Annotated in this window: 26 protein-coding genes; 12 read left to right on the top strand and 14 right to left on the bottom strand. The window is 69.3% G+C overall.

Going from position 1 to position 26,880, the window contains the following annotated elements; all coding sequences use genetic code 11:
* Window positions 1-58: 58 nt before the first annotated feature.
* Entirely contained in the window at window positions 59-445 is a 387-nt protein-coding gene (locus J8I82_RS08285) for a hypothetical protein (RefSeq protein ID WP_209756143.1), read from the bottom strand.
* A 245-nt stretch (window positions 446-690) separates the two neighbouring features.
* Here J8I82_RS08285 and czcI point away from each other — a divergent pair, with 245 nt between their 5' ends.
* The 7 genes from czcI (at window position 691) to J8I82_RS08250 (ending at window position 9,406) form a co-directional block, all read left to right on the top strand.
* Complete coding sequence (gene czcI, locus J8I82_RS08280; RefSeq protein ID WP_209756141.1) at window positions 691-1,059, top strand: cation efflux protein, CzcI family; 369 nt, start codon at window positions 691-693, stop codon at window positions 1,057-1,059.
* A gap of 96 nt (window positions 1,060-1,155) precedes the next feature.
* Entirely contained in the window at window positions 1,156-2,436 is a 1,281-nt protein-coding gene (locus J8I82_RS08275) for a TolC family protein (RefSeq protein WP_209756139.1), read from the top strand.
* A 17-nt stretch (window positions 2,437-2,453) separates the two neighbouring features.
* Window positions 2,454-3,752, top strand: coding sequence for an efflux RND transporter periplasmic adaptor subunit (locus J8I82_RS08270; RefSeq protein WP_209756137.1), 1,299 nt, complete (start codon window positions 2,454-2,456; stop codon window positions 3,750-3,752).
* A 12-nt stretch (window positions 3,753-3,764) separates the two neighbouring features.
* A complete protein-coding gene (locus tag J8I82_RS08265) occupies window positions 3,765-6,947 on the top strand; it encodes a CusA/CzcA family heavy metal efflux RND transporter (protein WP_209756135.1) in 3,183 nt (1,060 codons plus the stop codon).
* A gap of 161 nt (window positions 6,948-7,108) precedes the next feature.
* Window positions 7,109-8,251: a cytochrome P450 family protein gene (locus J8I82_RS08260; protein ID WP_209756133.1), complete on the top strand. Its 1,143-nt coding sequence runs from the start codon at window positions 7,109-7,111 to the stop codon at window positions 8,249-8,251.
* Between the two features lie 31 nt (window positions 8,252-8,282).
* Window positions 8,283-8,639, top strand: coding sequence for an antibiotic biosynthesis monooxygenase family protein (locus J8I82_RS08255; protein ID WP_209756131.1), 357 nt, complete (start codon window positions 8,283-8,285; stop codon window positions 8,637-8,639).
* 11 nt (window positions 8,640-8,650) lie between these two features.
* On the top strand, window positions 8,651-9,406 hold the full coding sequence (locus tag J8I82_RS08250) for a sulfite exporter TauE/SafE family protein (protein WP_209756129.1): 756 nt from the start codon (window positions 8,651-8,653) through the stop codon (window positions 9,404-9,406).
* A gap of 100 nt (window positions 9,407-9,506) precedes the next feature.
* Here the strand turns inward: J8I82_RS08250 and J8I82_RS08245 are convergent, their stop codons facing one another.
* Both J8I82_RS08245 and J8I82_RS08240 read right to left on the bottom strand, forming a co-directional pair.
* Window positions 9,507-10,256 (bottom strand): carbonic anhydrase, encoded by a 750-nt coding sequence (locus tag J8I82_RS08245; protein ID WP_209756127.1) that lies wholly within the window; start codon window positions 10,254-10,256, stop codon window positions 9,507-9,509.
* A gap of 317 nt (window positions 10,257-10,573) precedes the next feature.
* Window positions 10,574-10,774 (bottom strand): DUF3606 domain-containing protein, encoded by a 201-nt coding sequence (locus tag J8I82_RS08240; RefSeq protein ID WP_133095652.1) that lies wholly within the window; start codon window positions 10,772-10,774, stop codon window positions 10,574-10,576.
* Between the two features lie 152 nt (window positions 10,775-10,926).
* Here J8I82_RS08240 and J8I82_RS08235 point away from each other — a divergent pair, with 152 nt between their 5' ends.
* On the top strand, window positions 10,927-12,027 hold the full coding sequence (locus J8I82_RS08235) for an extracellular catalytic domain type 1 short-chain-length polyhydroxyalkanoate depolymerase (protein ID WP_209756125.1): 1,101 nt from the start codon (window positions 10,927-10,929) through the stop codon (window positions 12,025-12,027).
* Between the two features lie 16 nt (window positions 12,028-12,043).
* Here J8I82_RS08235 and J8I82_RS08230 read toward each other — a convergent pair whose 3' ends face one another.
* On the bottom strand, window positions 12,044-12,358 hold the full coding sequence (locus J8I82_RS08230) for a 2Fe-2S iron-sulfur cluster-binding protein (RefSeq protein WP_209756122.1): 315 nt from the start codon (window positions 12,356-12,358) through the stop codon (window positions 12,044-12,046).
* Entirely contained in the window at window positions 12,351-12,968 is a 618-nt protein-coding gene (locus J8I82_RS08225) for an IMPACT family protein (RefSeq protein ID WP_209756121.1), read from the bottom strand. Before J8I82_RS08225 ends, J8I82_RS08230 begins: the two co-directional genes overlap by 8 nt.
* A gap of 273 nt (window positions 12,969-13,241) precedes the next feature.
* Here J8I82_RS08225 and J8I82_RS08220 point away from each other — a divergent pair, with 273 nt between their 5' ends.
* The 3 genes from J8I82_RS08220 (at window position 13,242) to cysK (ending at window position 17,099) form a co-directional block, all read left to right on the top strand.
* Window positions 13,242-15,230, top strand: coding sequence for a PhoX family protein (locus J8I82_RS08220; protein WP_209756120.1), 1,989 nt, complete (start codon window positions 13,242-13,244; stop codon window positions 15,228-15,230).
* A gap of 127 nt (window positions 15,231-15,357) precedes the next feature.
* A complete protein-coding gene (locus J8I82_RS08215) occupies window positions 15,358-15,975 on the top strand; it encodes a DUF938 domain-containing protein (RefSeq protein ID WP_209756119.1) in 618 nt (205 codons plus the stop codon).
* A 206-nt stretch (window positions 15,976-16,181) separates the two neighbouring features.
* Window positions 16,182-17,099: a cysteine synthase A gene (gene cysK, locus J8I82_RS08210; protein ID WP_209756118.1), complete on the top strand. Its 918-nt coding sequence runs from the start codon at window positions 16,182-16,184 to the stop codon at window positions 17,097-17,099.
* A gap of 51 nt (window positions 17,100-17,150) precedes the next feature.
* Here the strand turns inward: cysK and J8I82_RS08205 are convergent, their stop codons facing one another.
* From J8I82_RS08205 to fliF, 9 genes are all read right to left on the bottom strand, one after another.
* The gene (locus tag J8I82_RS08205) at window positions 17,151-17,639 is read right to left on the bottom strand and encodes a GFA family protein (RefSeq protein WP_209756117.1); all 489 of its coding nucleotides are present in this window, start codon (window positions 17,637-17,639) and stop codon (window positions 17,151-17,153) included.
* 92 nt (window positions 17,640-17,731) lie between these two features.
* Window positions 17,732-18,394 (bottom strand): DNA oxidative demethylase AlkB, encoded by a 663-nt coding sequence (alkB, locus tag J8I82_RS08200; RefSeq protein ID WP_209756116.1) that lies wholly within the window; start codon window positions 18,392-18,394, stop codon window positions 17,732-17,734.
* Window positions 18,395-18,436: 42 nt separating this feature from the next.
* A complete protein-coding gene (locus tag J8I82_RS39585) occupies window positions 18,437-18,655 on the bottom strand; it encodes a hypothetical protein (RefSeq protein WP_431831535.1) in 219 nt (72 codons plus the stop codon).
* 279 nt (window positions 18,656-18,934) lie between these two features.
* The gene (locus J8I82_RS08190; RefSeq protein WP_336620894.1) at window positions 18,935-20,467 is read right to left on the bottom strand and encodes a flagellar hook-length control protein FliK; all 1,533 of its coding nucleotides are present in this window, start codon (window positions 20,465-20,467) and stop codon (window positions 18,935-18,937) included.
* Window positions 20,415-20,867 (bottom strand): flagellar export protein FliJ, encoded by a 453-nt coding sequence (gene fliJ, locus J8I82_RS08185; RefSeq protein ID WP_209756114.1) that lies wholly within the window; start codon window positions 20,865-20,867, stop codon window positions 20,415-20,417. The genes J8I82_RS08190 and fliJ overlap by 53 nt, the downstream gene beginning before the upstream one ends.
* A 2-nt stretch (window positions 20,868-20,869) precedes the next feature.
* On the bottom strand, window positions 20,870-22,330 hold the full coding sequence (fliI, locus tag J8I82_RS08180) for a flagellar protein export ATPase FliI (RefSeq protein ID WP_245179536.1): 1,461 nt from the start codon (window positions 22,328-22,330) through the stop codon (window positions 20,870-20,872).
* Window positions 22,323-23,147 (bottom strand): flagellar assembly protein FliH, encoded by an 825-nt coding sequence (gene fliH / locus J8I82_RS08175; RefSeq protein WP_209756112.1) that lies wholly within the window; start codon window positions 23,145-23,147, stop codon window positions 22,323-22,325. Before fliH ends, fliI begins: the two co-directional genes overlap by 8 nt.
* A complete protein-coding gene (gene fliG / locus J8I82_RS08170; RefSeq protein WP_209756110.1) occupies window positions 23,134-24,156 on the bottom strand; it encodes a flagellar motor switch protein FliG in 1,023 nt (340 codons plus the stop codon). The genes fliH and fliG overlap by 14 nt, the downstream gene beginning before the upstream one ends.
* The gene (gene fliF / locus J8I82_RS08165; RefSeq protein WP_209756108.1) at window positions 24,143-25,870 is read right to left on the bottom strand and encodes a flagellar basal-body MS-ring/collar protein FliF; all 1,728 of its coding nucleotides are present in this window, start codon (window positions 25,868-25,870) and stop codon (window positions 24,143-24,145) included. The genes fliG and fliF overlap by 14 nt, the downstream gene beginning before the upstream one ends.
* A 409-nt stretch (window positions 25,871-26,279) precedes the next feature.
* Here fliF and fliE point away from each other — a divergent pair, with 409 nt between their 5' ends.
* Complete coding sequence (fliE, locus tag J8I82_RS08160; RefSeq protein ID WP_209756106.1) at window positions 26,280-26,603, top strand: flagellar hook-basal body complex protein FliE; 324 nt, start codon at window positions 26,280-26,282, stop codon at window positions 26,601-26,603.
* Window positions 26,604-26,880: the final 277 nt, after the last annotated feature.

Genomic DNA, 26,880 nt, shown 5'->3' with positions numbered 1-26,880 from the left:
GCACTGGCAAAGGCTCCCCTCTCCCGCAGGCGGGAGAGGGGAGCAAACTCACGGCAATTTACGCACGTGCACCCTCGCCGTAGGGGTCGAAACCACCGACGCGGCTGCCTTCACTGTACGGGTCGAAGCTGCGCGCCGGTGCTGCCGACACGCTGCGGCGGTCCAGTCCGGCCACCGTGCGGGCGCCGTCCACATACGGATCGGGCTTGCCGGCGCGGGCGCCATCGGTGAAGGCATCGTGCGAGCGGAATTCATAACCGTACTTGTCGCCAGGCAGCGTGGCGGCGGCCAGCGTGCGCGCACCATCGGCGAAGACGTCGTGCGAGCGGAACCCGTAGCCATAGTTGTCGCCTGGCAGCCGTTCGGCGGCGGTAGCGGCGTGCGCAGCGCCGAGGGCGGCCAGCGACAGGAACAGGGCGGAAGCGAAGCGGGCGGTCTTGGTCATGAGATTTCTCCGGTATTATTCGTTGAATTTGGCAGAACGTCTTGCCTTGTTGCGTGCCGGTCATGTCACGAACTATAGGGGTCTTTGCCGCGCGCAAGCGGGGATGGGTATGGATAAGTTATTCAAATAAATTGAAATAGCATTGGCTGGCTTTCCGTCGTTACGTCATGACGCAAATGTAATCGGCTCGCCGCGTGAACATCGCCTGGCCTCGGTTAAACTTTCGGCTCGCTGCCATTCCCGACATGCAACGCCTGCTCCTCATCGTCCTCGCACTGATCCTGCCGCTCCAGTTCGCCTGGGCGGGAGCGGCCGCGTATTGCCGGCATGAGGTGGCAACGGCGGCCAAGGCGCACCTGGGGCATCACGAGCACCAGCACAAGGCCGATGCCGGCCAGCATGCAACCAAGGCCGGCGCCGATGTCGACAAGCTGGGCGTTGCCGATCCCGACTGTGGCGTCTGCCATATCGCCTCGGTGCCGTTCGCCCGCGCCGACGGGCCGCGCGTGCAGGCCAGCCAGCGCGTTGCACTGGCGCAGGCCCCGCCGCAACCCGCCTTCTCTTCCCACAGCGCCAGGGCCCCCGACCGCCCGCAGTGGCACCGTCTCGCTTAGCCGGCGAGACGACGCTACCCGCTTCCCTGATTTCTTCCTGATTCGCTGAACTCAGGCGTCTCGCCGAATTCCCGGTTTCTTTCCTGGTGCAATTCGATGCGAAGACTTTTGCTGCCGCTGGGGCTGGCGGCCGTCCTGACCAGCCCGCTTGCCGGCGTCGCCCAGACGCCACCAGCTGCCATCCAACCCTCGCCGTACGCCACCGGTGCGGGCGGTGCGGGCGTACGCGAGCCATCCGGCTCGCTGACACTGGACGCCGCGCTGGCGCTGGCCGAAGCCGGGAGCTTCGCGCTGTCCGCCGCCGGCAAGGAGCTGGACGCCACCGAGGGCGACCTGACGCAGGCGCGCGTGATTCCCAACCCCGAGCTGGCGGTGTCGATGGAAGACACGCGCCGCGCCACGCGCTCGACCACTGGCCAGTTCAACGTGCCGATCGAGCTGGGCGGCAAGCGCGCCGCCCGCATCGGCGTGGCCGAGCGCGGCCGCGAGCTGGCGCAGGCCGAGCTGGGCGGCGTGCGTGCCGAGTTGCGCGCGGCGGTGATCGCGCGCTTCTTCGGCGTACTGGTCGCGCAGGAGCGCGTCAAGCTGGCCGAAGGCTCGGTCGGCATCGCCAGCCGCGCGGCGCAGGCGGCCTCGCGCCGTGTCGCCGCCGGCAAGGTCGCGCCGCTGGAAGCGACCCGGGCGCAGGTCGAGCAGGCCAATGCCGAGTTGGAACTGGCCGAGGCCACCGGCGCGCTGCAGTCGGCGCGCCAGTCGCTGTCCGTGCTGTGGGGCAACGCCGCGCCGCGCTTCGCGCAGGCGCAGGGCGACCTCGACGCGCTGCCGTCGCGCCCCGCGCCCGCCGCGCTGGAAACCGCGCTGGAGGATTCGCCGCTGCTGGCCGCGAGCCGGCTCTCCGCCGAACGCAGCCGCGCCGAAGTGGCGGTGGCGCGCAGCCGCCAGTACCCCGACGTCACCGTCAGCCTCGGCGCCAAGCGCGACAACGAGGCCAACCGCAACATGGCCGTGCTGGGCGTGGCGATCCCGCTGCCGCTGTTCGACCGCAACCAGGGCAACCTGTACGCGGCGCTGCGCCGCGCCGACCGCGCGCAGGATGTGCATGCCGCCAACCGCATCCGGCTGGCCAATGAACTGCAGCAGGCGTCGACGCAGTTGTCGGTGTCGCGCGCCGCGGCGCAGACGCTGCAGGGCTCGGTGCTGCCCGCGGCGGAGCAGGCGTATGCCGCCGCTTCGCGCGGGTTCGAGGCCGGCAAATTCAATTTCCTCGATGTGCTGGATGCCCAGCGCACCCTGTTCCAGGCGCGCGTCCGCTACCTGGACGTGCTGGCCCGCACCTATGACGCGGCCGCCAGCATCGACCGCATCCTCGGACACTGATACGGAAGGCTCCAAGCATGGCAATGAGCAAGCAACAACGGGCCGCGGTGGCGGCCATCCTGGTCGCGGGGCTGCTGGGCGGCGCGGCGATCCTGTTCACGGGCAAGGGCGGCGGCTCCGAGGCCGGGCATGAGCATGGCGAACACGCTGAAAAGGGCGAGCATGCCGACCATGGCGACGGCCACGCACACGACCAGCCGGCAAGTTCGCCGGCCAGCGCCCCCGCTGCCGCCGCTGCGCCCGCGCAGGCCGCCGACCAGCCCCACGTCATCAGGCTGACGCCGGACCAGGTGCAGCAGGCCGGCATCGGCATTGCCACGGCGGGTCCGGCGCCGCTGCGTGGCAGCGTCGACTTCCCCGGCGAGATCCGCTTCAACGATGACCGCACCGCGCACGTGGTGCCGCGCGTCGCGGGCGTGGCGCAGGCGGTGCCCGCCAACCTGGGCGAGCAGGTCGCCAGGGGCCAGGTGCTGGCCGTGATCGCCAGCACGGCACTCGCCGAGCAGCGCAGCGAACTGCTCACGGCGCAGCGGCGCGAGGCGCTGGCCCGCGCCACCTACGCGCGCGAAAAGACCCTGTGGCAGGAAAAGATTTCCGCCGAGCAGGACTACCAGCAGGCCCGCACCGCGCTGGAAGAGGCGCAGATCGCCGTGCAGAACGCCAGGCAGAAGCTGGTCGCGATCGGCGCATCGGAGAGCGCCGGCAAGGATCGAATAGACGGAAAGGGCGGCAGCCTGAACCACTTCGCGCTGCGCGCGCCGTTCGACGGCATCATCGTGGAGAAGCACCTGTCGCTGGGCGAGGCCGTCAAGGAAGATGCCAGCGTCTTCACCATCTCGGACCTGAGTTCGGTCTGGGCCGAGTTCGTGGTGTCGGCGCGAGACCTCGACCAGGTGCGCGTGGGCGAGACCGTCAGGATCCGCTCCACCGCCTCCGACACGCAGGCCGAGGGCAAGGTCTCCTACGTCGGCGCGCTGCTCGGCGAGCAGACCCGCACCGCCAAGGCGCGGGTCACGCTGTCCAATCCGGGCATGGCGTGGCGGCCCGGGCTGTTCGTCACGGTCAGCGTGCTGGGCGCCGCGACGCAGGTGCCGGTCACGGTGGAAGCCGATGCCGTGCAGCAGGTCGATGGGCGCAGTGCCGTGTTCGTCGCGGTGCCGGGCGGGTTTGCCGTGCAGCCGGTCAAGACCGGCCGCAGCGGCGGCAAGCTGGTCGAGATCACCGAAGGCCTGCAGGCCGGTGCGCGCTATGCCGCGGCCAACAGCTTTATCCTCAAGTCCGAGCTGGGCAAGGCCAGCGCCGGGCATGAGCACTGAGCGGGAGGCGCCATGTTCGAACGCCTGATCCGCTTTGTCATCGAGCAGCGCTGGCTGGTGCTGCTGGCCGTGCTCGGCATGGCCGCGCTGGGCCTGTACAACTACACCCGGCTGCCGATCGACGCCGTGCCTGACATCACCAACGTCCAGGTGCAGATCAACACCGCTGCGCCCGGCTATTCGCCGCTGGAGACCGAGCAGCGCATCACCTATCCGGTCGAGACCGTGATGGCGGGCCTGCCCGGCCTGGAGCAGACGCGCTCGCTGTCCCGCTACGGCTTGTCGCAGGTCACGGTGATCTTCCGCGAAGGCACCGATATCCATTTCGCGCGGCAGCTGGTCAACCAGCGCATCCAGGAAGCGCGCGACAAGCTTCCCACCGGCATTACGCCTGCGATGGGGCCGATCTCGACCGGCCTTGGCGAGATCTACCTGTGGACCGTGGAAGCCGAGCCCAACGCGCGCAAGCCCGACGGCACGCCTTACACGCTGTCCGACCTGCGCGAGATCCAGGACTGGGTGATCCGTCCGCAGCTGCGCAACGTACCTGGCGTGACCGAGGTCAATGCCATCGGCGGCCATGCGCGCGCCTACGTGGTCGCGCCCAGCCTGGAGCGGATGGCATCGTACGGCCTGTCGCTCGCCGACGTGGTGACCGCGCTGGAGAAGAACAACGACAACGTCGGCGCCGGCTATATCGAGCGGCGCGGCGAGCAATACCTGGTGCGCGTGCCGGGCCAGGTGCGCTCGCTCGACGATATCCGCGACGTCATCGTCGGCACCGCGCAAGGCCAGCCGATCCGCGTGCGCGACCTGGCCAGCGTGCAGACCGGCGGCGAGCTGCGCACCGGCGCGGCCACCGAGGATGGCCGCGAGGTGGTGCTGGGCACGGTGTTCATGCTGATCGGCGAGAACAGCCGCACGGTGTCGCAGGCCGTCGACCGCAAGATGGCGGAGATCAACCGCACGCTGCCGGCCGGCGTGAAGGCGATCACCGTGTACGACCGCACCACGCTGGTCGACAAGGCCATCGCCACGGTGAAGAAGAACCTGCTGGAAGGCGCGGTGCTGGTGATCGCCATCCTGTTCCTGTTCCTCGGCAACCTGCGCGCGGCGCTGATCACCGCGCTGGTGATCCCGCTGTCGATGCTGTTCACCTTCACCGGCATGGTCCACACCCGCACCAGCGCCAACCTGATGAGCCTGGGCGCGCTGGACTTCGGCATCATCGTCGATGGCGCGGTGGTGATCGTCGAGAACTGCGTGCGGCGCCTGGCGCATGCGCAGCAACGCCATGGCCGCGCGCTGACGCGCACCGAGCGCCTGCACGAAGTCTTCGCCGCCGCGCGCGAGGCGCGCCGGCCGCTGCTGTACGGCCAGCTCATCATCATGGTGGTGTACCTGCCGATCTTTGCGCTGACCGGCGTCGAGGGCAAGATGTTCCACCCGATGGCGATCACGGTGGTGCTGGCGCTGCTGGGCGCGATGGTGCTGTCGGTCACCTTCGTTCCCGCGGCGGTGGCGCTGGCCATCGGCAATCGCGTGGCCGAGCGCGAGAACCGGTTGATGGCCTGGGCGCGGCGCCGCTATGCCGTGCTGCTGGACCGCTCGCTGTCGGCGACGCCGGTGGTGCTGGCGCTGGCCGGCGTGGCGGTGGCGCTGTCGCTGGCGATCGCCACGCGCCTGGGCAGCGAGTTCGTGCCCAGCCTCAACGAGGGCGACCTCGCCATCCAGGCGCTGCGCATTCCCGGCACCAGCCTGACGCAGTCGGTGGCGATGCAGCAGCAGGTCGAGACCACGCTGAAGGCGAAATTCCCGGAGATCGAACGCGTGTTCGCGCGCACCGGCACCGCCGAGATCGCCTCCGATCCGATGCCGCCGAATATCTCGGACGGCTACATCATGCTCAAGCCGCAGTCCGAATGGCCCGCACCGCGCCGCACCCGCGACGAGCTGATCGCCGCGATCCGCGAGGAGGTCGGCAAGCTCCCCGGCAACAACTACGAGTTCTCGCAGCCGATCCAGCTGCGCTTCAACGAGCTGATCTCGGGCGTGCGCTCGGACGTGGCGGTCAAGGTGTTCGGTGACGACAATGCAGTGCTGGAAGACACCGCGAACCGCATCGCCGCCGTGCTGAAGGGCATTGCTGGCGCGGCCGAGGTCAAGGTCGAGCAGACCACCGGGCTGCCGATGCTCAGTGTCAATATCGACCGCGACAAGGCCGCGCGCTACGGCCTCAACCTGAGCGATATCCAGGAGGCCGTGGCGATCGGCATCGGCGGCAAGGTGTCGGGCACCTTCTTCAGCGGCGACCGGCGCTTCGACATCGTCGTGCGCCTGCCCGATGCCGTGCGCGAAGACGTGGAGGCGCTGCGGCGCTTGCCGGTGGCGCTGCCGAAGGACACCGCGGCCGGCGCGCGCACCAGCTATATCCCGCTCAGCGAAGTCGCCGCCGTGGAGATCGCGCCTGGCCCTAACCAGGTCTCGCGCGAGAACGGCAAGCGCCGCATCGTGGTCAGCGCCAACGTGCGGGGTCGCGATATCGGCAGCTTCGTGCCCGAGGCGGAGGCCGCCATTCGCGAGCGCGTGCGCATCCCCGCCGGCTACTGGATCAGCTGGGGCGGCACCTTCGAGCAGCTCCAGTCCGCTACCGCGAGGCTGCGCGTGGTGGTTCCGCTGGCATTGGGCCTGGTGTTCGTGCTGCTGTTCGCGATGTTCGGCAACGTCAAGGACGGGCTGCTGGTCTTCACCGGCATCCCGTTCGCGCTGACCGGCGGCATCCTCGCGCTGTGGCTGCGCGGCATTCCGCTGTCGATCTCGGCCGCGGTGGGCTTTATCGCGCTGTGCGGCGTGGCGGTGCTGAACGGGCTGGTGATGCTGTCGTTCATCCGCTCGCTGCGCGAGGAGGGCATGGGGCTGGACCCGGCGATCCGCGACGGCGCGCTGACGCGGCTGCGGCCCGTGCTGATGACCGCGCTGGTGGCGTCGCTGGGCTTCGTGCCGATGGCGCTGGCCACCGGCACAGGCGCGGAAGTGCAGCGCCCGCTTGCCACGGTGGTGATCGGCGGCATCCTGTCGTCGACGGCGCTGACGCTGCTGGTGTTGCCGGTGCTGTACCGCCTGGCGCACAGGAATGATGAGCCGGTGGCGGAGGCGGCGCAGGATGGCGGTGAATTGGCGGCGTCGAAGTACTGAAGCAGCGCCGTCGAAGTTGGAAGGCACCGGGTCCGCGCGCAAGCGGGATCCCGGTGTGCTGGACCGCCACCTCGCAGGCAATCCATCTTTCACGTTGCCGTGAAGCGTCCACCCCCGCGCACGCGGCAAACTGGCAGCACATCCAGCCTCCATGTGCCGCCATGCTGCCCGCAACCGTATCCGATGCCGACGATGCCATCGACCCCCTTAGCGCCGTCACGCACCCCGATCCCTATCCCTACTACCGCGAGCTGGCGATGCACCGGCCGTTCTTCCGCGACCAGCGGCTCGGCCTGTGGGTCGCGGCTGGCGCGCAGGAAGTCGCAGCGGTGCTGTCCCACCCCGAGTGCCGCGTACGCCCGCCCGCGCAGCCGGTGCCGCCGGCACTGGCAGGCACCCCTGCCGGGGATCTGTTCGGCCGGCTGATCCGCATGAACGACGGCGCCGCGCATGCGCCGCTGAAAGGGCTGCTGATGCCGCTGCTGGCCGCCATCGATCCGTCCGCAGCCGCGCACCGTGCGGCAGCGCTGGCGGCGCTGCTGGCCGCCGGCACGGCAATGTCCGCCGAGCGCGTCAATGGCTTCCTGTTCACGCTGCCGGTTGTGACGCTGGCCGACCTGCTCGGCCTGCCGGTCGCCGTGGATCGCGACATGGCCGTGGCGGTTGCCGGTCATGTCGCAGCCTTTGCCACCGCCCAGTCGCCGCTGGCCGACACGAACGCAGTGCAAGCCGGCGCCGGCGCCGCGCAATGGCTTGCCATCTGGCTCGCCGACGCGTTACCGCCAGCACCGGCATCAGGGCCGTTGCCGTTGCTGCACCAGGCCGCGCACGCTGCGGGCATCGATGCGCAAGCGGTGTCGGCCAACATCATCGGCTTGCTGGTCCAGGCCTGCGAAGCCACCGCCGCGCTGGCAGGCAATACACTGCTGCAACTCGGCCGTGGCACGGTGCCGGCCGGTACCGTGCCGGAAGAACTGGCCGCGCAGGTAGCGGTGTCGGATCCGCCGGTGCAGAATACGCGCCGCTTCCTCGCCGCCGATGCCCGCCTGTGCGGCCACGACGTCAAGGCCGGCGACGCGGTGCTGGTGCTGCTCGCCGCGGCTTCCTGCATCGGCATGGCCGATGGCAAGCGGCCGTGGACCTTCGGCGATGGCCGTCACACGTGCCCCGGCGACCGGCTGGCGCAGGCGCTCGCCGGCGCCACGGTCCGGGCGCTGCTGGCGCGCGGGGCCGATCCGGCCGCACTGGCGCGCGCGTTCCGCTATCGTCCGTCGCTGAACGCGCGCATCCCGCATTTTTGCTGAGACCACGATCCAGGAACACGGAGAAGCCCACATGATCGCCATCATCTTCGAAGTCGAGCCCGCGCCGGGCCGCCGCGACGCCTACCTCGATATCGCCGCAAGGCTGCGCAGCGAGCTGGAGAGCATCGACGGCTTTATCTCGGTCGAACGCTTCCAGAGCCTGGTCAACCCGGGCAAGGTACTGTCGTTGTCGTTCTTCCGCGACGAGGCCGCCGTACTGGCCTGGCGCAATACCGTGGCGCACCGCGAGGCGCAGGCCGCGGGCCGCGGCGGCGTGTTCGCCGACTATCGCCTGCGCGTGGCGCAAGTGCTGCGCGACTATGGCATGCACGAGCGCGACGAAGCCCCCGCCGACAGCCGCGCGGTGCACGACCGCAAGCCCGGCTGAAGGAGTCAGCGATGACGATGGAAGCAATCGGCACGCAGGCTGCCTTTATCGGCCTGACCTTCCTGCTGGCCGGCTTTGTCAAAGGCGTGGTGGGCCTGGGCCTGCCCACCGTCGCGGTGGGACTGCTCGGGCTGGTGATGCCGCCGGCGCAGGCCGCGGCACTGCTGGTGGCGCCGTCGATGGTGACCAACGTGGTGCAGCTCTTCAGCGGTCCGCGCTTCGGCCTGCTGGTACTTCGGCTATGGCCGATGCTGGCGGCGATCTGCGCCGGCACGTGGCTGTGCGCGGCGCTGGTGCCGGCAGGAATGATGACCCATGCCACCTCGGCGCTTGGCGTGGCGCTGGTGCTGTATGCGGTGGTCGGACTGGCCGCGGTCAGGTTGCACGTGCCGCCGGCGGCCGAGGCCTGGCTTGGGCCAGTGGTCGGCCTGGTGACTGGCGCGATCACCGCCGTGACCGGCGTGTTCGTGATTCCCGCCGTGCCTTACCTGCAAGGTCTGGGACTCGAAAAGGAAAGCCTGGTGCAGGCGCTGGGGCTGTCCTTCACGATATCGACCATTGCGCTCGCGGTCAGCCTGGCGCTGGGCGGATCGTTGCTGCACACCCCGGTGCTGGGGGCCTCATTGCTGGCGCTGGTGCCTGCGCTTGGCGGCATGTTCATCGGGCAATGGCTGCGGCATCGCATCAGTGCGGAACGCTTTCGCAAGTTGTTCTTCTGTGGGCTGCTGGTGCTGGGCGGCGAGCTGGCGCTGCGCGGGCTTTCCTGATCGGAGGTCGTTCCCATACCGTCGGTTTGCTCCCCTCTCCCGCTTGCGGGAGAGGGAGCACACAAGCAGTCAGGCAAAGGTCATGGGTACGCGACGACCCTCACCGTCCCGCCTGCACCACCCGCCCATTCAACGGCTGCACCGGCCGCGCATTCATCCGGTAAAGCTTGCGGAACGCTGCCAGCTGCGCCGCCGAAATCTCCACCGGCGTCTTCAACACCTGCCACTTCACATCCTCGCTGCAAGGCGGCGTGGTCAGCGAGCCAGTGAACGCCCAGTAGGATTGCTGCGCAGGGAGCAGTGCCGCCACGTCAATCGGCGCACCCGGCTCGCGCGATTCGCCGGCCTTGGCCGGCAGGTTGGCAAAGACCGGCTGCAGCGCCGCATTCTCGCGCCCGGTCTTGAACAGCACTGCCACCACCGCCAGCTTGCCTTCGGCGTTCTGGTGCACCAGGTGAGCCACCAGCGGATAGGCCTTGCCGTTGATCTTCTCCTCGCTCGGCGTGTGGAAGTGGAACTGCACCAGCTTGTACGCCGCGCCGTCGAACTCTGCCTGCCCGCCCGCAGGCAGGTTGACCTGGATGGTATGGCCGGTGTTGACCACGGTTGCCTGCGTCGCGGTGTAGCCAAAGCCGATCGGCTTCAGGTCGGCGCTCATGGTCTTGCCGGTGCGGATATCGATCGGCGACTGGTGCTTGCCCAGCGCACAGGTCTGGTAGCCGGCGTCGAGTTCGCCCCAATGGCTGGCCCCGGTCGGTCCGGCGTAGCTCCAGTGGGTGTCGTTGCCTGCCCAGGCGGCAGGGGCGAGCAGGGCTGCGCAAATGGCGATGGCCTGCAGCTTGATAGTCATGTCGATTGCGTCCTCGTGTTGGTGACCCCCATGTACTCGGATCTCCCGGGTTGGCGCGGTCTGCTGCCAGGCCTGGCCCGGGCCCGAAATCATGCAGCAAAACTCGCCCCACGCGAACACAGCATTACTGAATTCCGGTCTGCACTGCGCTTATTCCGGGTATGCGGCTGGCGGTGGCGCACCGGCCAGCAGACGGGCTGTTCGAGGTATCGAGACGCGCGGCGAGTACCTGCGCCGCCGGATCGACGGCGCGGCCCCGGACCGGCAAGCGGGGTCATGACAGGCACGGCCGGGATGCTCCGGCCGTGCCTGCGGCTTCAGTGGGGCGGGGTGCCCGGCTGGCTTGACTCCAGCTGGTCCCGCACCGCGGCGATATGGTCGCCGGCGGCATCGACGGCCGCTTCGAGATCCTGCTCGCTGCAGTGAAGCTCGCGGCACCAGTACTGCACTTCAAGCGGATCCATCAGGTTAACGCGGCCCGGATCCAAAGGCCTGAACTGGCTCGTTGCATCGATCATGCTCGCCTCCTGTCCGTGCCTCGGCGCGACACGACCCTTGCATTGTAGGCAGGGATCGCGATCGCGTTGCATGCAATGCTGATGCTGTGCGCCATGCCATGCACGCGACTCGGCATATGATGCACGGGTTACCCACGCCGACAGGACACCGCATGCCCCGCTCTTCCGGTGCAAAGCTCTGGTCCACGCTGAACAAGGCCGCCACGCGCAATGCCCGCCGCATGCAGCGCGCGGTCAACCGCAACATCACCAAGCCGATGACCGAGGCCATCGTGCGCAACGCGGTGAAGCAATCCGCTGCAGTCACCGCGGCCACGCAACGCGCGCTGTCCGGCGTGGTATCGCCGGCCGAACCGCCGCGCAGCCGCGGCAGCGGGCGCTGGGAGGAGGGTAGCTGGGGCGCCGGGCCGCTCGCGCCGCGGCGCTATCGCATCTTCGTGCCGGCAGGCGCCAATGGCAGGCGCCGCGCACCGATGCTGGTGTTGCTGCATGGCTGCGGGCAGGACACCGCCAGCTTCGCCGCGGTCACGCGTGCCGCCGCCGTGGCGCGCGAAGCCGGCTGGGTCGTGCTGCTGCCCGAGCAGAGTTCGCAGGCGAACGCGCAGCGCTGCTGGAACTGGTTCAAGCCCGCCGGGCAGGGCGCAGTGGAAGCCGGCCTGCTGATGGCGCTGATCGAGCAGGCATGCCGCATGCATCCGGTTGCGGCTAACCGCGTCAGTGTGCTGGGCTTGTCAGCGGGCGGGGCGATGGCATTGACGCTCGGCCTGCGCTATCCCACGCGCTTCGCGGCGGTCGGCTCGCATTCCGGTGCAGTGCCGTGGAGCGCCACCAACGCGGCGCAGGCAACACGCGCGATGCGCGGCCAGCGCGGGCCTGATGCGCAGGCCGTTCACGCGCTGCGCCTGGGCCTTGCCGGCCGGCGCCCGCCGCCGCTGCTGCTGCTGCATGGCGATGCCGACGCCATGGTCGATTTCAGCAACGCCACCGCGGCGGCGGCGCTGTGGATGCACCTGCAGCCCGAAGGCGCGCATCCGCTCGCTGTCGTGCCGGCGCGGCGCGTCCAGCGCGGGATGCGGCGTGCGGTCGACGTGTTCGACTGGACCGAGGGCAAGGCGCCCTACCTGCGGCTGGTGCGGATCGAAGGGTTGGGCCACGCGTGGAGTGGCGGTCCGGGAGGGCATGCGTTCTCGGATCCGGCGGGGCCGGACGGGTTGAAGCTGGCGTTGCGGTTTTTTCTGGCGGTCGGGGCCTGAGGCGCGTCGGGGCGCCTCACCCCAGCGACACCGGCTCAATCACCACATCGCTGACCGCGCAAGCCACGCATGGCAGGATCAGCCCTTCCTCTTTCTCGTCCAGGCTCAGCCCTGGCCACTCGATCCGGTAGCGAATCGATCCGGCATGCAGCCGGCTGGCACAGGCGCGGCAGGTGCCGTTGCGGCAGGAGTTGGGCAGCGGCACGCCGTCCAGCAAAGCGGCCTCCAGCAAGCTCAGTGCAGCCGGGGCGGCAAAAGTCTGGCCACCGGGCAGCACCCGCGCGGTGAATTCGCCGTCGGTGTCGGCTGCGGACGCATCGCGCTCATCCATGGGATTCGTCCTGTGCCTGCGGAAACTGCGCGCGTCCATGGGTGGCGTCGCGCAAGGCATCGCGGGCCGCATCCACCTGCGTGGCAGGAAGGCGCAGCACCAGCGTTGCCAGCGCGCCATAGGCGGTATCTGCCAGCGTGCAGCCGTGCTGGGCGGCCTGCTCGATCCAGCGGCGCACGCGTGGCTCGTCGGCATAGTCGATCGATATCGTCAGCGTGCCGTAGGCGATGCGCTCGATGCGTTCGGCCGACTTCAGCGCGGCGGCGATGGCATCGGTGTAAGCGCGCACCAACCCGCCAGCGCCCAGCTTGACACCGCCGTAGTAGCGCACCACCGCGGCCAGTACGCCGTCGAGGTCGTGGTGGCGCAGCACTTCCAGGATCGGGCGGCCAGCCGTGCCGGAAGGTTCGCCGTCGTCGGACATGCCCGACGCGCCGCCGGCGAGCAGCGCCCAGCACACATGGGTGGCGGTGGGATGTTCCGCACGCAGCGCCTGCAACGCGGCAATGGCCGCGTCGCGGTCGGCCACCGGCAAGGCCAGGGCCAGGAAACGGCTCTTGCGGATTTCGATTTCGGCCTGGACGGGATGGGCTAGCGTGTAGGTCGGCAAGCGGGAGGGAAGGAAAAAGCTCGAAAAAGCTGCGCGGTGCGGTCGCGGACGGAAACGGGAAGTGTACCGCAGCGGATCAGCCACCTCCGGCCGCGTCACCGCGTGAAGTGTTGCATCGTCAACTTCCTGTCACAAAGACGCCCTAGGATCTGCGGCGGTCGGGCGCAATGCCGTCCGCCGCCTGCCTGTGCCAACAGGTGCCCGGCCGCCCGCGTGGTGCCGGCGCGATCAAGCAGTCAAAAAACCAGATCTATCCTTTCCCCGGACAAAACCATGCAACAACAACCTGATGCTGGCCGCCGCAAGGCCCTGAAACTGCTGGCGGGCGCGCCGATGCTTCCGCTTGGCCTGGCTTCCACCGGCCTGCTGGCCGGCTGCGGCGGCAGCGACGATGCCGTGGCAGCACCCGCACCCGCCCCGGCGCCTGGCGCCACCTTCACCACGGCCGAGTTCATCCCCATGAGCGCGCCCACGCTGGCGGAGGCCGCCGCGATGGCAACCACCACCGTGGGCTCAAGCCTCAAGGTGTCGTTCAGCGACGGCAGCAGCACCACCTACAGGCTGGCTTACCAGCCGTTCTTCGTCACCGGCGACACGCTGCCGGACGGCAAGGGCGGCACCATCGTGGCTGGCGGCTACTACAACATCAACAACCAGCCGATCCTGGACAGCTCCGTGGCCGGCAAGGAACGCCAGTTCTTCTCCGACGCGCCAGATGGCAGCTCGTTGCTGACGCTGGCCAACCCGGCCGTGCCCGGCGTCAAGGGCAACACCGTGTTCGCGGTGGTGCAGTTCGAGTACACCTCGCGCAACCAGAACAACACCAGCATGTACGGCCTGCTGCCGTCGCCGATCGCCGTGGTGACGCTGGACCAGGACCCCGCCACCGGCAAGCTGACCCCGGTGAAGTACCACAACGTCGATACCTCCGGCGTCAACGGCCTGTGGATCACCTGCGGCGCGAGCCTGTCGCCGTGGAACACCCACCTGTCGAGCGAAGAGTACGAAACCGACCTGAAGGACGCCAACGCTGTCACGCAACTGCAGGGCTACAGCCAGAACCTGTACGGTGACCCCACCCGGGCCAATGCCTACAACTACGGCCACCTGCCCGAAGTGACGGTCAACCCCGACGGCACCGGCACCATCAAGAAGCACTACTGCCTGGGCCGTATCTCGCACGAACTGGTGCAGGTCATGCCCGACGAGCGCACCGTGCTGATGGGCGACGATGCCACCAACGGCGGCCTGTTCATGTTCATCGCCGACAAGGCGCGCGACCTGTCCAGCGGCTCGCTGTACGTGGGCAAGTGGCAGCAGACATCGGGCGCCGGCCCGGGCAGCGCCACGCTGTCGTGGATCAAGCTGGGCAGCGCCACCAGTGCCGAGATCCGCGCGCTGGTCGATGGCGGCATCCGGCTGGCCGACATCATGGACGTGCAGACCGTCGACCCGAACGACAGCAGCTACACCCGCATCATCTACAACGGCAAGGCCAACTGGATCAAGCTGGTGCCGGGCATGGAAAAGGCCGCGGCCTACCTCGAAACCCACCGCTACGCCGCGCTGGTCGGCGGCAGCCTGGGCTTCACCAAGATGGAAGGCACCACGGTCAACATCAAGGACAAGAAGGCCTACTCGGCGATGTCACGCATCGAGTCGAGCATGCTCGCCGGCAATGCCGCCAACGCGGGCGACATCCAGGTCGAAGGTCCGTACTCCGGCGCCGTCTATGAGCTGAACCTGAAAGGTGGCCAGACCGACAAGAGCGGAAACGCCATCAACAGCGAATGGGTGCCGGTCGACATGGCCGCGGTGCCGGCGCTGGTCAGCGAAGACCTCGGCGGCGGCAAGATGAAGCAGCAGGATGCGCTCGGCAACTTCGCCAACCCGGACAAGGTTGCCACGCCCGACAACCTCAAGTTCTCGGAGAAGCTGCGCACGCTGTTCGTCGGCGAGGACAGCAACACCCACGTCAACAACTTCCTGTGGGCCTACAACGTCGACACCAAGGTGCTCAGCCGTGTGCTGTCGTGCCCGGCCGGCGCCGAGTCGACCGGGTTGCATGCGGTGGACGAGATCAACGGCTGGACCTACGTGATGAGCAATTTCCAGCACGTGGGCGACTGGGAATCGCCGCTGCACGACAAGGTCAAGCCGACGCTGGACCCGCTGGTGCGCGCCAACTACAAGGACCGCTTCGGCGCGGCCGTGGGGTACCTGACCGGTGATCCGGCGGGCGTGAAGCTGTCGAAGGCCTGAGCGCAAGCGGACGCTGCGGCATGAAGGCGGCGGGCGCTTCGCCGCCGCCAGTGCATCCCGGTCCGCGCAGACTCTGCTACGCTAGCCGTTCATCCGGCAAACGAGCCGGCAAACGAGCCAGTCCGCCATGACCGACCAGACCCACGATCCCGACGCACGCCGCATGGCGCCCGCCACCGAGCGCAATCGCGAGCCCATTCTCGCGGTGCTGCGCGATGTGCTGCCCGCCAGCGGCACGGTCCTGGAAATCGCCAGCGGCACCGGCCAGCACGCGGTGCACTTTGCCGGGGCGTTGCCCGGCCTGAACTGGCAGCCGAGCGACCCCGACCGTGCCGCGCGCGAATCGATCGCGGCATGGACCGCGCATGCGGGGCTGGCCAATGTGCGCGCGCCGCTGGATCTTGACGTGTGCCGCCAGCCGTGGGGCATCGATGCCGCCGATGCGATGGTCTGCATCAACATGCTCCATATCTCGCCGTGGGCCGCGGCCGAGGCGCTGTTCGCAGGCGCAGGAAAGCTGCTGAAGCCTGGCGGCGTGCTCTACCTGTATGGTCCCTATCGCCGCGGCGGCGCGCATACCGCGCCGAGCAATGCCGCCTTCGACGCACAGCTGCGCGCCACGGACGCTGACTGGGGCGTGCGCGACATGGAAGACGTGGTTGCGCTGGGCGCCGCGCAGGGATTGCGCTGCGACGAGCCGGTGCCGATGCCGGCGAACAACTTCAGCCTGGTGTTCCGCAAATAGCCGCCCGGCAACAGCGGCATGCCGCTGGCCCGGCCGACATGGCCGGCGTGGGCATAGGTGCCCGGAAAGCCGGATGCGCTGCGAGCGACATCATATGCGCCCGGGCCCGGCAGGCGCTTTGCACTAAAATCGTCATTCATTTTCGATCCAGCGGCGCCGGCTGCCTGCCCGGGCGCTGCCGCGCCGCGCCCGCCACGGAGAACACGATGAAGGTCCAGAATATCCTGCAGACGATCGGCAATACCCCGCATATCCGCATCAACCGCCTGTTCGGCAGCGGGCACGAAGTCTGGATCAAGTCCGAGCGCAGCAATCCGGGCGCCTCGATCAAGGACCGCATCGCGCTGTCGATGGTCGAAGACGCCGAGCGCCGCGGCGTGCTGAAGCCGGGCGGCACCATCATCGAGCCGACCTCCGGCAACACCGGCATCGGCCTGGCCATGGTGGCCGCGGTCAAGGGCTACAAGCTGGTGCTGGTGATGCCGGACAGCATGTCGATCGAGCGCCGCCGGCTGATGCTGGCCTACGGCGCCAGCTTCGACCTGACCCCGCGCGAGAAGGGCATGAAGGGCGCGATCGCGCGTGCCGAGGAACTGGTTGCCGCCACGCCCGGCGCCTGGATGCCGCAGCAGTTCGACAACCCCGCCAACGTCGATGTGCACATGCGCACCACCGCGCAGGAGATCCTGAACGACTTCCCCGAAGGGCTCGACGTGCTGATCACCGGCGTCGGCACCGGCGGCCACCTGACCGGCTGCGCCCGGGTGCTGAAGGAAAGGTGGCCGCAGCTCAAGGTGTTCGGCGTCGAGCCGGTGGCCTCGCCGGTGATCTCCGGCGGCGCGCCGGCACCGCACCCGATCCAGGGCATCGGCGCCGGCTTTATCCCCAGCAACCTCGACACCGCGCTGCTCGACGGCGTGATCCAGGTCGATGCCGAACCCGCGCGCGAGATGGCCCGCCGCTGCGCGCGCGAAGAAGGCATCCTGGTCGGCATCTCGTCCGGCGCGACGCTCGCCGCGATCGCGCAGAAACTGCCGGAGCTGCCGGCCAATGCGCGCGTGCTGGGCTTCAACTACGACACCGGCGAACGCTACCTGACGGTGGAAGGCTTCCTGCCGGCCTGAGGCCGCGGGCCGGCGGCAACGCCGCGCCAGGCGGTCGGGGGATGCGGGCCGTCAGCGCGAGGACAGGCCGTGGCGCTTGTGCCAGTCGGCCAGCGACTCCTCCGGCCAGGTGTCGCAGTGCACGTGGCCCTTGCCCTTGGGTACATCGACCCAGGGCGCGGCCGATTCCAGCGAGGCTTCCACGACCTCGGGCGGGCGCGGCAACGGCGTGTCGATGGCCGATGCATGCGGATACACCAGCTCGGGCCAGCGCGGATCCCACAGCCACAGCGCGCTGCCGCACTTCACGCAGAAATGCCGCTGCGCGGGCGAACGCCGCGCGCGCTTGCCCGGCTCGCGCATCACCGCGTGGTAGATGCCCAGGTTTTTGCGCCCGCGCACCTGCAGCGTGGCGGCATCGCCGCCGATATTGATCGCATAGCCGCCGCCGCCGGCGGTCTTGCGGCAGATCGAGCAATGGCAGTGCATGTACGGGCACGGCGAGTCCGACTCGAGCGAGAAATGGACGGCGCCGCAATGGCAGGAGCCTTCGAGATGCATGGTGGGATCCTTTGCGTTGGCGTTTCCGGCAGTTCCTTGACTGTAGAAAACCCTGCACAAAGTGCAAAACCGCGTGTCGCGCCAGGCTTGCGCTACAGCGCCTTGCGGAACGTCAGGTTGATGCGCGCGCGTCCCAGCAGCGGATGGTCGCCATCGGCCAGCGGCGCCACGCCGTGAAAGGCTAGCCGCGACGGGCCGCCCCACACCACCACGTCGCCATGCGCCAGCCGCACGCGCTGCGGCCGCTCCGCGCGGCGCATGCCGCCGAACAGGAACACCGCTGGCAAGCCCAGCGAGACCGATACGATCGGCGCGCTGAAATCGCGTTCATCGCGGTCCTGGTGCAGCGACAGGCGTGTGCCGGGTACATAGCGGTTGACCAGGCACGCATCGGGCGCGAAACCGGCAAAGCCGGCTTGGGCCGCCGCTTCAGCCGCGAGCGCGCGCAACCGCGGCGGCATCGCCGGCCATGGCTTGCCGCTCAGCGGATCGGTGCGGTCATAGCGGTAGCCGCGGGCATCGGAGACCCAGCCCGCATCGCCGCAGTTCGTCATGGCCACCGACATGGTCAGGCCGCCGGGCGTCACCATGTGGCGCAGCGGGGCAGCGGCAATGACCGCCTGCACGTCGGCTAGCAGGGCCCCGGCATCCGCGCGCGCCAGCCCGCGCAGCACCGCCGCGCCGTCGGCCAGGGGCTCGGGCGCGGGGTTGGCCGGGGCGGGGTCGTCGAGGTTGTCGAAGAGGTCGAAAGTCATGGCTTGGGGTGGACGCGTGAGGGCGCCGGCATGCCGGTCCGGTCAGGCGACCGTCAGTTCCAGCCGCCTGCCCAAGGCCAGAAACGCCGCTTCGATGGTGTCGATCTTGGTCACATGGTCCTGCTGCTCAATGAAATGCTCGCGCAGGGCGTCTCCCAGGCAGAACTGGCGCGACGCCTGCATACCCGCAAGCAGGAGGTCCAACGTATTGTCAACCTCGAGCCAGCACCTTGTCGAGTTGCCGGCCAGTGTGTCGGCCAAGGGTTCCGCCTGGGTTTGGAGGGCAGCGGAACCTGCCGGCCGTCTTCGCTTGCGGGAGAGGGTTGGGGAGAGGGGAGAAAGCAGGTGGAAAAATGGAGCGTCGAGGGCCGGCAAAAAACGCCCGCTACCAAGGAGCCCGGCTGATCGGCGATGAACCCTGACATGGTGGCCGCCTTGACTCCCTCGACCGCCATTGTCCATCAACAGAACTGCCGCCTGAAACGGCGGCATTTTTGTCAGCGGAAGTGCGGATTGCCCGGCACCCAACCCCCGGGGCAATCAGGCGAACGTATCGATCTCGCCGCGCGCCAGCACTCGTGTAGACCGGACCACCGGTTGCGCCGGGGCGGCGGTCTCGGTGCCAGCCAGAGTGCCCGTGCCGAAGGCCGCTTGCCCGCGCCCGTTGCCCGGCGGCTGCTGCTGTTGCTGCCCATTCCCGGCCTGGCCGGCAAAGCCGTCCGCACCGATGGAAGTCTGTCCCAGCTGTATGCCGTTCTCGGACAGCGCGGTGCGCAGGTGCGGCAGCGCTGCTTCCACCGCGGCGCGGACTGCCTGGTGGGGCGAAACGAACTGGGCCTGGGCCTGGTCGTTGACCACGTTAAGCACGACCTTCAGCGGGCCGAGGTCGGGCGGGTTCAGTTGCAGCTCGGCGCTCTGCGTGCCCTGGGTACTGAGGCGGATCATCTGCTGGCCGAGCGCCTGTGGCCACTGGCTGTCGTACAGCGCGGGGGCGACCAGCGGGCGAGCGGCTGTGGCCGCGACAGCCGCCGGGGCCTGTGCCGAGTGCTGGCTGGCGAGTGTGGCGGCCAGGGCCGCCGTGTCGTCGGCGCTGGCCGATGCGGTGGTGGCGTCGGTGGCGCGCGCCGCCGGTTGCGCGGCGGCGAACGAGGCAGCGGCCGGGCGCGCTTCGCCGGTGCCATTGGCGGCGGCAAGCGGCTCGGCGCGATGCTGGCCGACGCCGCCGTCGGGCTGCTGCCGGGCGTTGTCCTGCTGCGCGGGCATGCCGGCAGCCGGCACGGATTGCGCGAGGGCAGCGGCGGACCTGGCGTCGGTGGCGGCCGGCGCGCTGCCCTGCATCGCGGCACGTTGCGAGGCGATGGTGGCGAGCGTGTCGGCGACAGAAGACTGGGCCGGCGCGACTTCGGCGGCTACGACCTGCAGCGTGGCGGGCAATGGGGCGTCGCCAGGCAGCACCGCTACCGGGGCGCTGGCTGCGTCGGCTGCGTCGGCAGCCGCCGGCTGCGCGGCGCCGGCCAGCGCGGCTTGCAGGGCAGCGCTGCTGCCTGCGTCGGCTGCGGACCCGATCGCTGCGGCGGTAGTGCCGGCTGCGGCGGTCGCTGCCGCCGCAGGGGCCATTGCCGGCAGCAGCAATGCCAGCGCCGCGGCGGCCGCTGCTGCGGCGGCATCGGCGGCGTTGGTGCTGTCGTCGTCTTCCTTCGTCCTGTCGGCAGTCGCTGACTTGTCCGCCGGCGCCGGCGGCTTGCCGGCGTCGGCGCGCGTCGGCTCGGGTGCTGCCTGCTTCTGGCTCGCGGCCTTGTCCTGCACAGCACCTGCGTCCCGGGGCTTGCTTGCCGGGGTTTGCTGCGGGCTGCTGTCTCGCGCGCGTGTCAGCGCGTCGTCGAAGCCGCCGGTATCGGAGCCGGCGCGCCTGGCGGCCTCGGCCGTGCTGGCAGCCGACTTGGCGGCATTGGCGGTGGTGCTGACAATCTGGCTGATGTCGATCATGTCGTCCTGCTGGATATCCGGTTGCGGTCCGGGCTTAGCCGAGCCGGCTGGCGGCGGTGCGTGCCAGCCGGGCCGCGTATTCGTCATTGGCGCGCTGCTCGCGGCGCGCCGCGATCTGGTCTTCCCTGGCCTCGGCACGCGCGATCAGCGTGTCGAACGAATTCAGGCGGCGCTTATGTTGCTGCCAGCGGTTGCGCCCGGCCAGCAGGTCGGCTTCGGCCTTGGCCAGCGCGGCGGTCTGCTGGCGGATGGCCTGGTCGAGCGAGTCGAGGAAGCGCGAGAAATCCTGCCAGCGGCTCGATGTCATGCCCTCCGCCGCCACGGCCTGCATGCGGGCGCGGTACTCCTGGCGGTATTGCGTCAGCTGGTTCAGCTGCTGCTCCGCCTGCGTGCGCAAGCCCTGCAGCCGGCCGAGATCGCGCGCGGCCGCGTCGGTATCGTTCTGGGCGAGGTCCGCCAGGGCATTGAGCGGTGAAGGCTTGGCCATGGTCACTCCTGTCGAAAGAGGCTGTGCAGCTGGGCAATGGCGTCGTCGTAGCCGGCGCGCTGGTGGATGTCCTGCTGCAGGAAGGCTTCCATGCGCGGATGCAGGCGGATCGCGAGATCCAGCTCGGGATCGTTGCCGGGCACGTAGGCGCCCACGCTGATCAGGTCGCGGTTGCGCTGGTAGCGCGACATCAACTGCTTGAAGCGGCGCACCGAGGCGAATTGCTCGTGCGGGATCAGCGCGGTCATGGCGCGGCTGATGGAAGCCTCGACATCGATGGCGGGGTAGTGCCCCGACTCGGCCAGGCTGCGCGACAGCACGATATGGCCGTCCAGGATCGCGCGTGCCGAATCGGCGATCGGGTCCTGCTGGTCGTCGCCCTCGGTCAGCACCGTGTAAAACGCGGTGATCGAGCCGCCGCCCTCGGGACCGTTGCCGGTGCGCTCGACCAGCGTCGGCAGCTTGGCGAAGACCGATGGCGGATAGCCCTTGGTCGCGGGCGGTTCGCCGATCGCCAGCGCGATCTCGCGCTGCGCCATGGCGTAGCGCGTCAGCGAATCCATGATCAGCAGCACATGCTGGCCCTGGTCGCGGAAATACTCCGCCAGCCGGGTCGCATAGGCGGCACCCTGCATGCGCAGCAGCGGCGAGCAATCGGCCGGCGCCGCCACCACCACGGAGCGACGGCGGCCCTCATCGCCCAGGATGTTCTCGATGAACTCTTTCACTTCGCGGCCACGCTCGCCGATCAGGCCAACCACGATCACGTCGGCGCTGGTGTAGCGCGCCATCATGCCCAGCAGCACGCTCTTGCCCACGCCCGAGCCCGCGAACAGGCCCATGCGCTGGCCGCGCCCCACCGTCAGCATGCCGTTGATGGCGCGCACGCCGGTATCGAGCACGGTTTCGATGGGAGCGCGCATCAGCGGGTTGATCTGCTCGCCGGCCAGCGGCACTTCCATCGCCGCGGTCAGCGGGCCGAGGCCATCGAGCGGACGGCCCGCGGCATCGAGCACGCGGCCGAGCAGGCCCGCGCCGACAGGCAGGCGCTTGGAGCCAGGCTCGCGCGGCGCGGTGATGCCGGCCGGCTGCGGCGACGGCTCCAGCGGATAGACGCGCGCGCCCGGCAGCAGGCCGACCACGTCGGATTGCGGCATCAGGTAAAGGCGGTCGGCACCGAAGCCCACCACTTCCGCTTCGGCGGTGCGCGGTGCGTTGCTGTCGGCACTGAACTGCCCGGCGGGCAGCTCGATCAGGCAGTCGCTGCCTACCGGCAGGCGCAGGCCCACGGCCTCGAGCACGAGGCCCGCGGCGCGCGTCAGGCGGCCGCAGCTGCGCTTGCTGTCGAGTCCGGCAATACCGGCCGATGCCGTTTCGAGCGCGCCGATCCAGCGTTGCGTATGCTGGTTCGCTGCGCCAACCGGCGCGGCTGGTGCGATACCTTGAACGAGGGCCTCAGTCATGCGGCGGCTCCCACGGATCGTCGCGGCCCAGCGCCTTGACCACGCGCGTCCAGCGCGTGGCCAGCGTGGCGTCGCGCTCGCCGCTGGCGGCGCTGGCGATGCAGCCGCCGCGCGCCACCGTCGGATCCGGACGCACGGTCCAGCCCGCGGCTTCGAGTTCGCCTTGCAGGTGCGTCTCGACCAGCGCCACGTCGTCAGGATGCAGCAGCACGCCGGGCGAGCCCTGCAGCGCGGGCTCGCTGGTCAGCAGCTCGCGCACGGCGGGCAGCAGCACCGAAGGATCCGCGGCAACCGTGGTGCGCACCAGCTGGCGCGCCACGTCCAGCGCCAGCGTCACCAGCGCGCGCGCGACCTGGTCGTCGACACCCGCCAGCGCGCCCCGGAAATTCGTGGCCAGTGCCTGCAGCTGCGCGGCCTCGTTGCGCGCCGCTTCCAGCCCGCGCGAATAGCCTTCGCGGTGGCCGTCGCCATAGCCCTGGGTCTGTCCCTGCGTGTAGCCTTGCGCATAGCCTTCCTTGCGCGCGCCCTCGCGCATCGCATCCAGCGCCGCAAAATCGATCGGCGGCGGCGCGGGCTCGGCCGGCAAGAGGCTGGCCGGCGCCTCGGGCGCGGTATCGCGCGGGTCGAGCGAGCCCATCTGCCAGCGCTGCCAGCCGGCGCCGCCACCGCGCGCCCGCCGCGGCGGCTCGAACGGCGCGAAGCCGCCGCCGTGCGCGCCGTCAGGGGGATCGCCCCGCACCGCGCGGCGTGCGCTCAGCGCGTTCGGCGCGTGCTGTGTGTTCGGGCCGCGCTCTGGTAATGCATCAGACATAGGCATCGTCGCCTCCGCCGATCTGGACTTCGCCCGCATCCGCCAGGCGTCTCACCACCTGCAGGATGGCCTTCTGCTCGGCTTCGACCTGCGACACGCGCACCGGGCCGAGCGCATCCAGGTCCTCGCGCAGCATTTCGCCGGCGCGCGTGGACATGTTGCGGATGAACTTGTCGCGCAACTCCGACGGCGCGCCCTTGAGCGCGACGATGAGCGACTCGGTGGCGATTTCCTTGAGCACGCGCTGGATGCCGCGGTCGTCGACCTCCAGCAGGTTCTCGAACAGGAACATCTCGTCGATGATCTTCTGCGCCAGGTCGCCGTCGTGCAGGCGCACGCCGTCGATGACCGCCTCTTCGTGCGCGGTGCTCATCAGGTTGATGATTTCCGCCGCGGTGCGCACGCCGCCCATGCGGCTGCGCTTCAGGCTCTGGCCTGCCAGCAGCTTGGTCAGCACGTCGGTCAGTTCCTGCAGCGCGCCCGGCTGCACGCCGCCGAAGGTGGCGATCCGCAGGATCACGTCGTTGCGCAGGCGGTCGGTGAACAGGCCCAGCACCTCCGACGACTTCTGGCGGTCCAGGTGGATCAGGATGGTGGCGATGATCTGCGGGTGCTCGTCGCGGATCAGCTCGGCGATCGAGGTCGCGTCCATCCAGTTGAGCGAGTCGATGCCGCTGCCCGGGTCGCGCGATTCCAGGATGTCCTCGATCACCGACTGCGCGCGCTCTTCGCCCAGCGCCTTGTTCAGCACGCTGCGGATAAAGGCGCTGGAATCGACGTTCAGTGCCAGGTACTGCTCGGTCTCGGCGCGGAACTCGCCCAGCACGTCGGCCATTTCCTCGCGCGTGACCGAACTGAGCGAGGCCATGGCAGCGCCCAGTTCCTGCACCTCGCGCTGCGACAGGTGCTTGAACACCTCGGCCGCGGCATCCTCGCCGATCGCCATCATCAGGACGGCGCTCTTCTGCAGGCCGCTGGCGGAGATTTCCTTGGAGATGGCCTTAGCGGTTGTCATTGGCAATCCAGTTCTTGATCACGCTGGCGACCAGTCGCGGGTCGCGCTGAGCGGCGTCGCGCACCAGTGCGAGGTCGCTTTCATACCTGGCGGCAAGCCGCAGGACTTCCGGATTGGCGGGTTCTTCCGGCGGCAGCAGCACGGCCTCGGTCTCTTCCCTGGCTTCCGGCGCCGGCAGCGGCGGGGTGGTGTAGCGGCGCAGGATCGGGCGCGCCACCTTGAACCACGCGAACAGCGCCAGCAGTGCCAGCAGCAGGTAGCCTGCGCCGGTCTTGCCCAGGTCGATCATTTCAGGTTGCTTCCACAGCGGGACTTCCGGCGTGACCTCGCGGTCCACGGTGAACGGGCTGTTGACCACGTTGATCGAGTCGCCGCGGTCGGACGAGAAGCCCATCGCCTCCCTGGTCAGGTTCTGGATCTGCGCCAGCAGCGCCGGCGGCAGCGGCTGCGCCGCGATCTTGCCCTTGGCATCGGCCACCTGGCGGTAGTTCACCACCACCGCTACCGACAGCCGGCGCACGCCGCCCGGCGCCTGCTGCACGTGGCGCACGGTGCGGTCCAGCTCGTAGTTGACGGTGGAGTCGCGGCGGTTGCTGCTCGGGCCGCTGGCGCCGGACTGGCCGTTGGCGCTGCTGGCCTGCGCGCCCTGGCCTTGCTGGCCGGGTTGGCCCGGCTGGCCGGCAGCGGGTGCGCCGGCCTGTCCAGGCGCCTGGCCCGCGCGCGGCGTCTGCGGCGTGGTCACCGGCGCGACCGCGGCAGCGGGCGGCTGGTTCGACAGCGCGCCCGGCACGCCGCCCGGCGGCGTCGCACCCTGCTGGTTCGACTCGCTGGTCTGCTGGCTGCGGATGGCCGAGCGGGTGGGATCCTGGTTGGGCTTGTAGCTCTCGTCGGTGTGCTCGACGATGGAGAAGTCCACGTCGGCCGTTACTTGCGCACGCACGTTGTCCTTGCCGACGATCGGCGCCAGGATCGCCTCGATGCGCTTGAGGTAGTTCTGCTCCAGCGCCTGCACGTACTTGAGCTGGGTGGCGTCGAGCATGCGCTCGTTGCCGGAATTCGACAGCAGGTTGCCGTGCTGGTCGACGATCGAGATCGACTTGGGCGTCAGCTCCGGCACGCTCGACGACACCAGGTGGCTGATCGCCGCGACCTGGCCTTCATCGATGGCGCGGCCCGGGTGCAGCTGCAGCACGATCGAGGCGGTGGGCTTCTGGCGCTCGCGCACGAACAGCGTCGGCTTGGGGATCGCCAGGTGCACGCGCGCCGACTGCACCGCCGCGATCGATTCGATCGAGCGCGCCAGCTCGCCTTCCAGCCCGCGCTGGTAATTGACCTGCTCGGCAAACTGGCTGATGCCGAACTTCTGGTTGTCCATCAGCTCCATGCCCGCAGTGCCGCTCTTGGGCAGGCCCTGCGACGCAAGCCGCAGCCGCGTTTCATGGACTTTCTCTGCCGGCACCATCACCGCGCCGCCGCCCTCGGCGAACTTGTACGGCACGTTCATCTGCTGCAGCGACTGCAGCACCGCACCGCCGTCGCGCTCGGACAGGTTGCTGTACAGCACCTTGTAGTCCGGCGCGCGCGACCACAGCACGCCTACGGCGATGGCCGCGGCAAGCGCCGCGCCGCCCAGCATCAGGGGAAGCCTGGGATTGGCCTTCAGGCGCTCGAGCACCTCGGCCGGCCGGCCCGGCATGGCAACCGCCGCGGTCACGCGCGTGCTCCTGCACCGGCGCCGCGATGCTCGCGACGGCTCGGGCGGTGATGACGGCCATGGCCGTCGGCACGGCTCATGGCGCGGCTGACGGTGCGGCTCACATTACGCTGCAGAGAAAACACGCGTACTCCCGGATCGATGGTTGGTCTGGCAAGTGCCGGAAGGTGGCGCTGGGGCGATTGCCCGCGCTTGTCCGGCACGGTGGCAATGATCGGCCAGACTTGATTGGGACAATCCCGCAAACAGACCCGGTTTTCCGCCCGATTTCGGGCCATGGCGGGTGCGTGGCGGCGGGTACTCTGCAAACCGCTGAAAATCGGTGCGCCCCGTCTGCCTTGCCGTCATGAATGTGATCGACGGGACGCCCATCGACTGACTCGGCCGCCGGCCGGCCCATGACGACGCCATGACCACTATTTCTTCCATCGAGTCCATGCTGCAGCAGCTGCGCGGCCTGTCACAGGTTGCCTCGGGCAACAGCGCCACCCAGTCGGCACCGATTGCCGGCGGCGGCTTCGCCAGCGAGCTGCAACGCTCGCTGGGCAAGATCAATGCGGCGCAGGAGCGCGCCTATGGCCAGGCCGAGGCCTTCGAGCTGGGCAAGCCGGGGGTGGCGCTCAATGACGTGATGATCGACCTGCAAAAGGCCAATATCTCGTTCCAGACCGGGGTGCAGGTGCGGAACCGGCTGGTCCAGGCGTATCAGGAAATGATGAGCATGCCGATCTGATCGGCTTCATCCGATGAAAAGGGCCGCCGGGTGTTGCAAGTACCAAGGGCTTCAAACTGCTGACAAAGCGTCGATGCCGCTGGTTTGCACCCCTCTCCCGCTTGCGGGAGAGGGGCCGGGGGTGAGGGCCGGCGCTCGGCAAGCACGGTGGCGCCTCACTTCGTGGACGCTCCCGCCCTCCCCCCACCCCTCTCCCACTGCGCGGGAGAGGGGAGCGACTGCATGAGGCGATGGCCATGGCCGCCATTCCGCATATGCTGGCTTGAGAGATAACACT

Source organism: Cupriavidus consociatus (assembly GCF_017814975.1).
In the GTDB taxonomy this organism is placed as follows: Bacteria; Pseudomonadota; Gammaproteobacteria; order Burkholderiales; family Burkholderiaceae; genus Cupriavidus; species Cupriavidus consociatus.
Note: the sequence above shows the minus strand (reverse complement) of the source record. Positions and strands in the feature narration are given on the sequence as shown.

Bases quoted from the DNA above. Each gene is read 5' to 3' on its own strand.
- J8I82_RS08285 (WP_209756143.1), bottom strand. From the start codon at position 445: ATGACCAAGACCGCCCGCTTCGCTTCCGCCCTGTTCCTGTCGCTGGCC.
- czcI (WP_209756141.1), top strand. From the start codon at position 691: ATGCAACGCCTGCTCCTCATCGTCCTCGCACTGATCCTGCCGCTCCAG.
- J8I82_RS08275 (WP_209756139.1), top strand. From the start codon at position 1,156: ATGCGAAGACTTTTGCTGCCGCTGGGGCTGGCGGCCGTCCTGACCAGC.
- J8I82_RS08270 (WP_209756137.1), top strand. From the start codon at position 2,454: ATGGCAATGAGCAAGCAACAACGGGCCGCGGTGGCGGCCATCCTGGTC.
- J8I82_RS08265 (WP_209756135.1), top strand. From the start codon at position 3,765: ATGTTCGAACGCCTGATCCGCTTTGTCATCGAGCAGCGCTGGCTGGTG.
- J8I82_RS08260 (WP_209756133.1), top strand. From the start codon at position 7,109: ATGCTGCCCGCAACCGTATCCGATGCCGACGATGCCATCGACCCCCTT.
- J8I82_RS08255 (WP_209756131.1), top strand. From the start codon at position 8,283: ATGATCGCCATCATCTTCGAAGTCGAGCCCGCGCCGGGCCGCCGCGAC.
- J8I82_RS08250 (WP_209756129.1), top strand. From the start codon at position 8,651: ATGACGATGGAAGCAATCGGCACGCAGGCTGCCTTTATCGGCCTGACC.
- J8I82_RS08245 (WP_209756127.1), bottom strand. From the start codon at position 10,256: ATGACTATCAAGCTGCAGGCCATCGCCATTTGCGCAGCCCTGCTCGCC.
- J8I82_RS08240 (WP_133095652.1), bottom strand. From the start codon at position 10,774: ATGATCGATGCAACGAGCCAGTTCAGGCCTTTGGATCCGGGCCGCGTT.
- J8I82_RS08235 (WP_209756125.1), top strand. From the start codon at position 10,927: ATGCCCCGCTCTTCCGGTGCAAAGCTCTGGTCCACGCTGAACAAGGCC.
- J8I82_RS08230 (WP_209756122.1), bottom strand. From the start codon at position 12,358: ATGGATGAGCGCGATGCGTCCGCAGCCGACACCGACGGCGAATTCACC.
- J8I82_RS08220 (WP_209756120.1), top strand. From the start codon at position 13,242: ATGCAACAACAACCTGATGCTGGCCGCCGCAAGGCCCTGAAACTGCTG.
- J8I82_RS08215 (WP_209756119.1), top strand. From the start codon at position 15,358: ATGACCGACCAGACCCACGATCCCGACGCACGCCGCATGGCGCCCGCC.
- cysK (WP_209756118.1), top strand. From the start codon at position 16,182: ATGAAGGTCCAGAATATCCTGCAGACGATCGGCAATACCCCGCATATC.
- J8I82_RS08205 (WP_209756117.1), bottom strand. From the start codon at position 17,639: ATGCATCTCGAAGGCTCCTGCCATTGCGGCGCCGTCCATTTCTCGCTC.
- alkB (WP_209756116.1), bottom strand. From the start codon at position 18,394: ATGACTTTCGACCTCTTCGACAACCTCGACGACCCCGCCCCGGCCAAC.
- J8I82_RS08190 (WP_336620894.1), bottom strand. From the start codon at position 20,467: ATGACGAATACGCGGCCCGGCTGGCACGCACCGCCGCCAGCCGGCTCG.
- fliJ (WP_209756114.1), bottom strand. From the start codon at position 20,867: ATGGCCAAGCCTTCACCGCTCAATGCCCTGGCGGACCTCGCCCAGAAC.
- fliI (WP_245179536.1), bottom strand. From the start codon at position 22,330: ATGACTGAGGCCCTCGTTCAAGGTATCGCACCAGCCGCGCCGGTTGGC.
- fliH (WP_209756112.1), bottom strand. From the start codon at position 23,147: ATGCCTATGTCTGATGCATTACCAGAGCGCGGCCCGAACACACAGCAC.
- fliG (WP_209756110.1), bottom strand. From the start codon at position 24,156: ATGACAACCGCTAAGGCCATCTCCAAGGAAATCTCCGCCAGCGGCCTG.
- fliE (WP_209756106.1), top strand. From the start codon at position 26,280: ATGACCACTATTTCTTCCATCGAGTCCATGCTGCAGCAGCTGCGCGGC.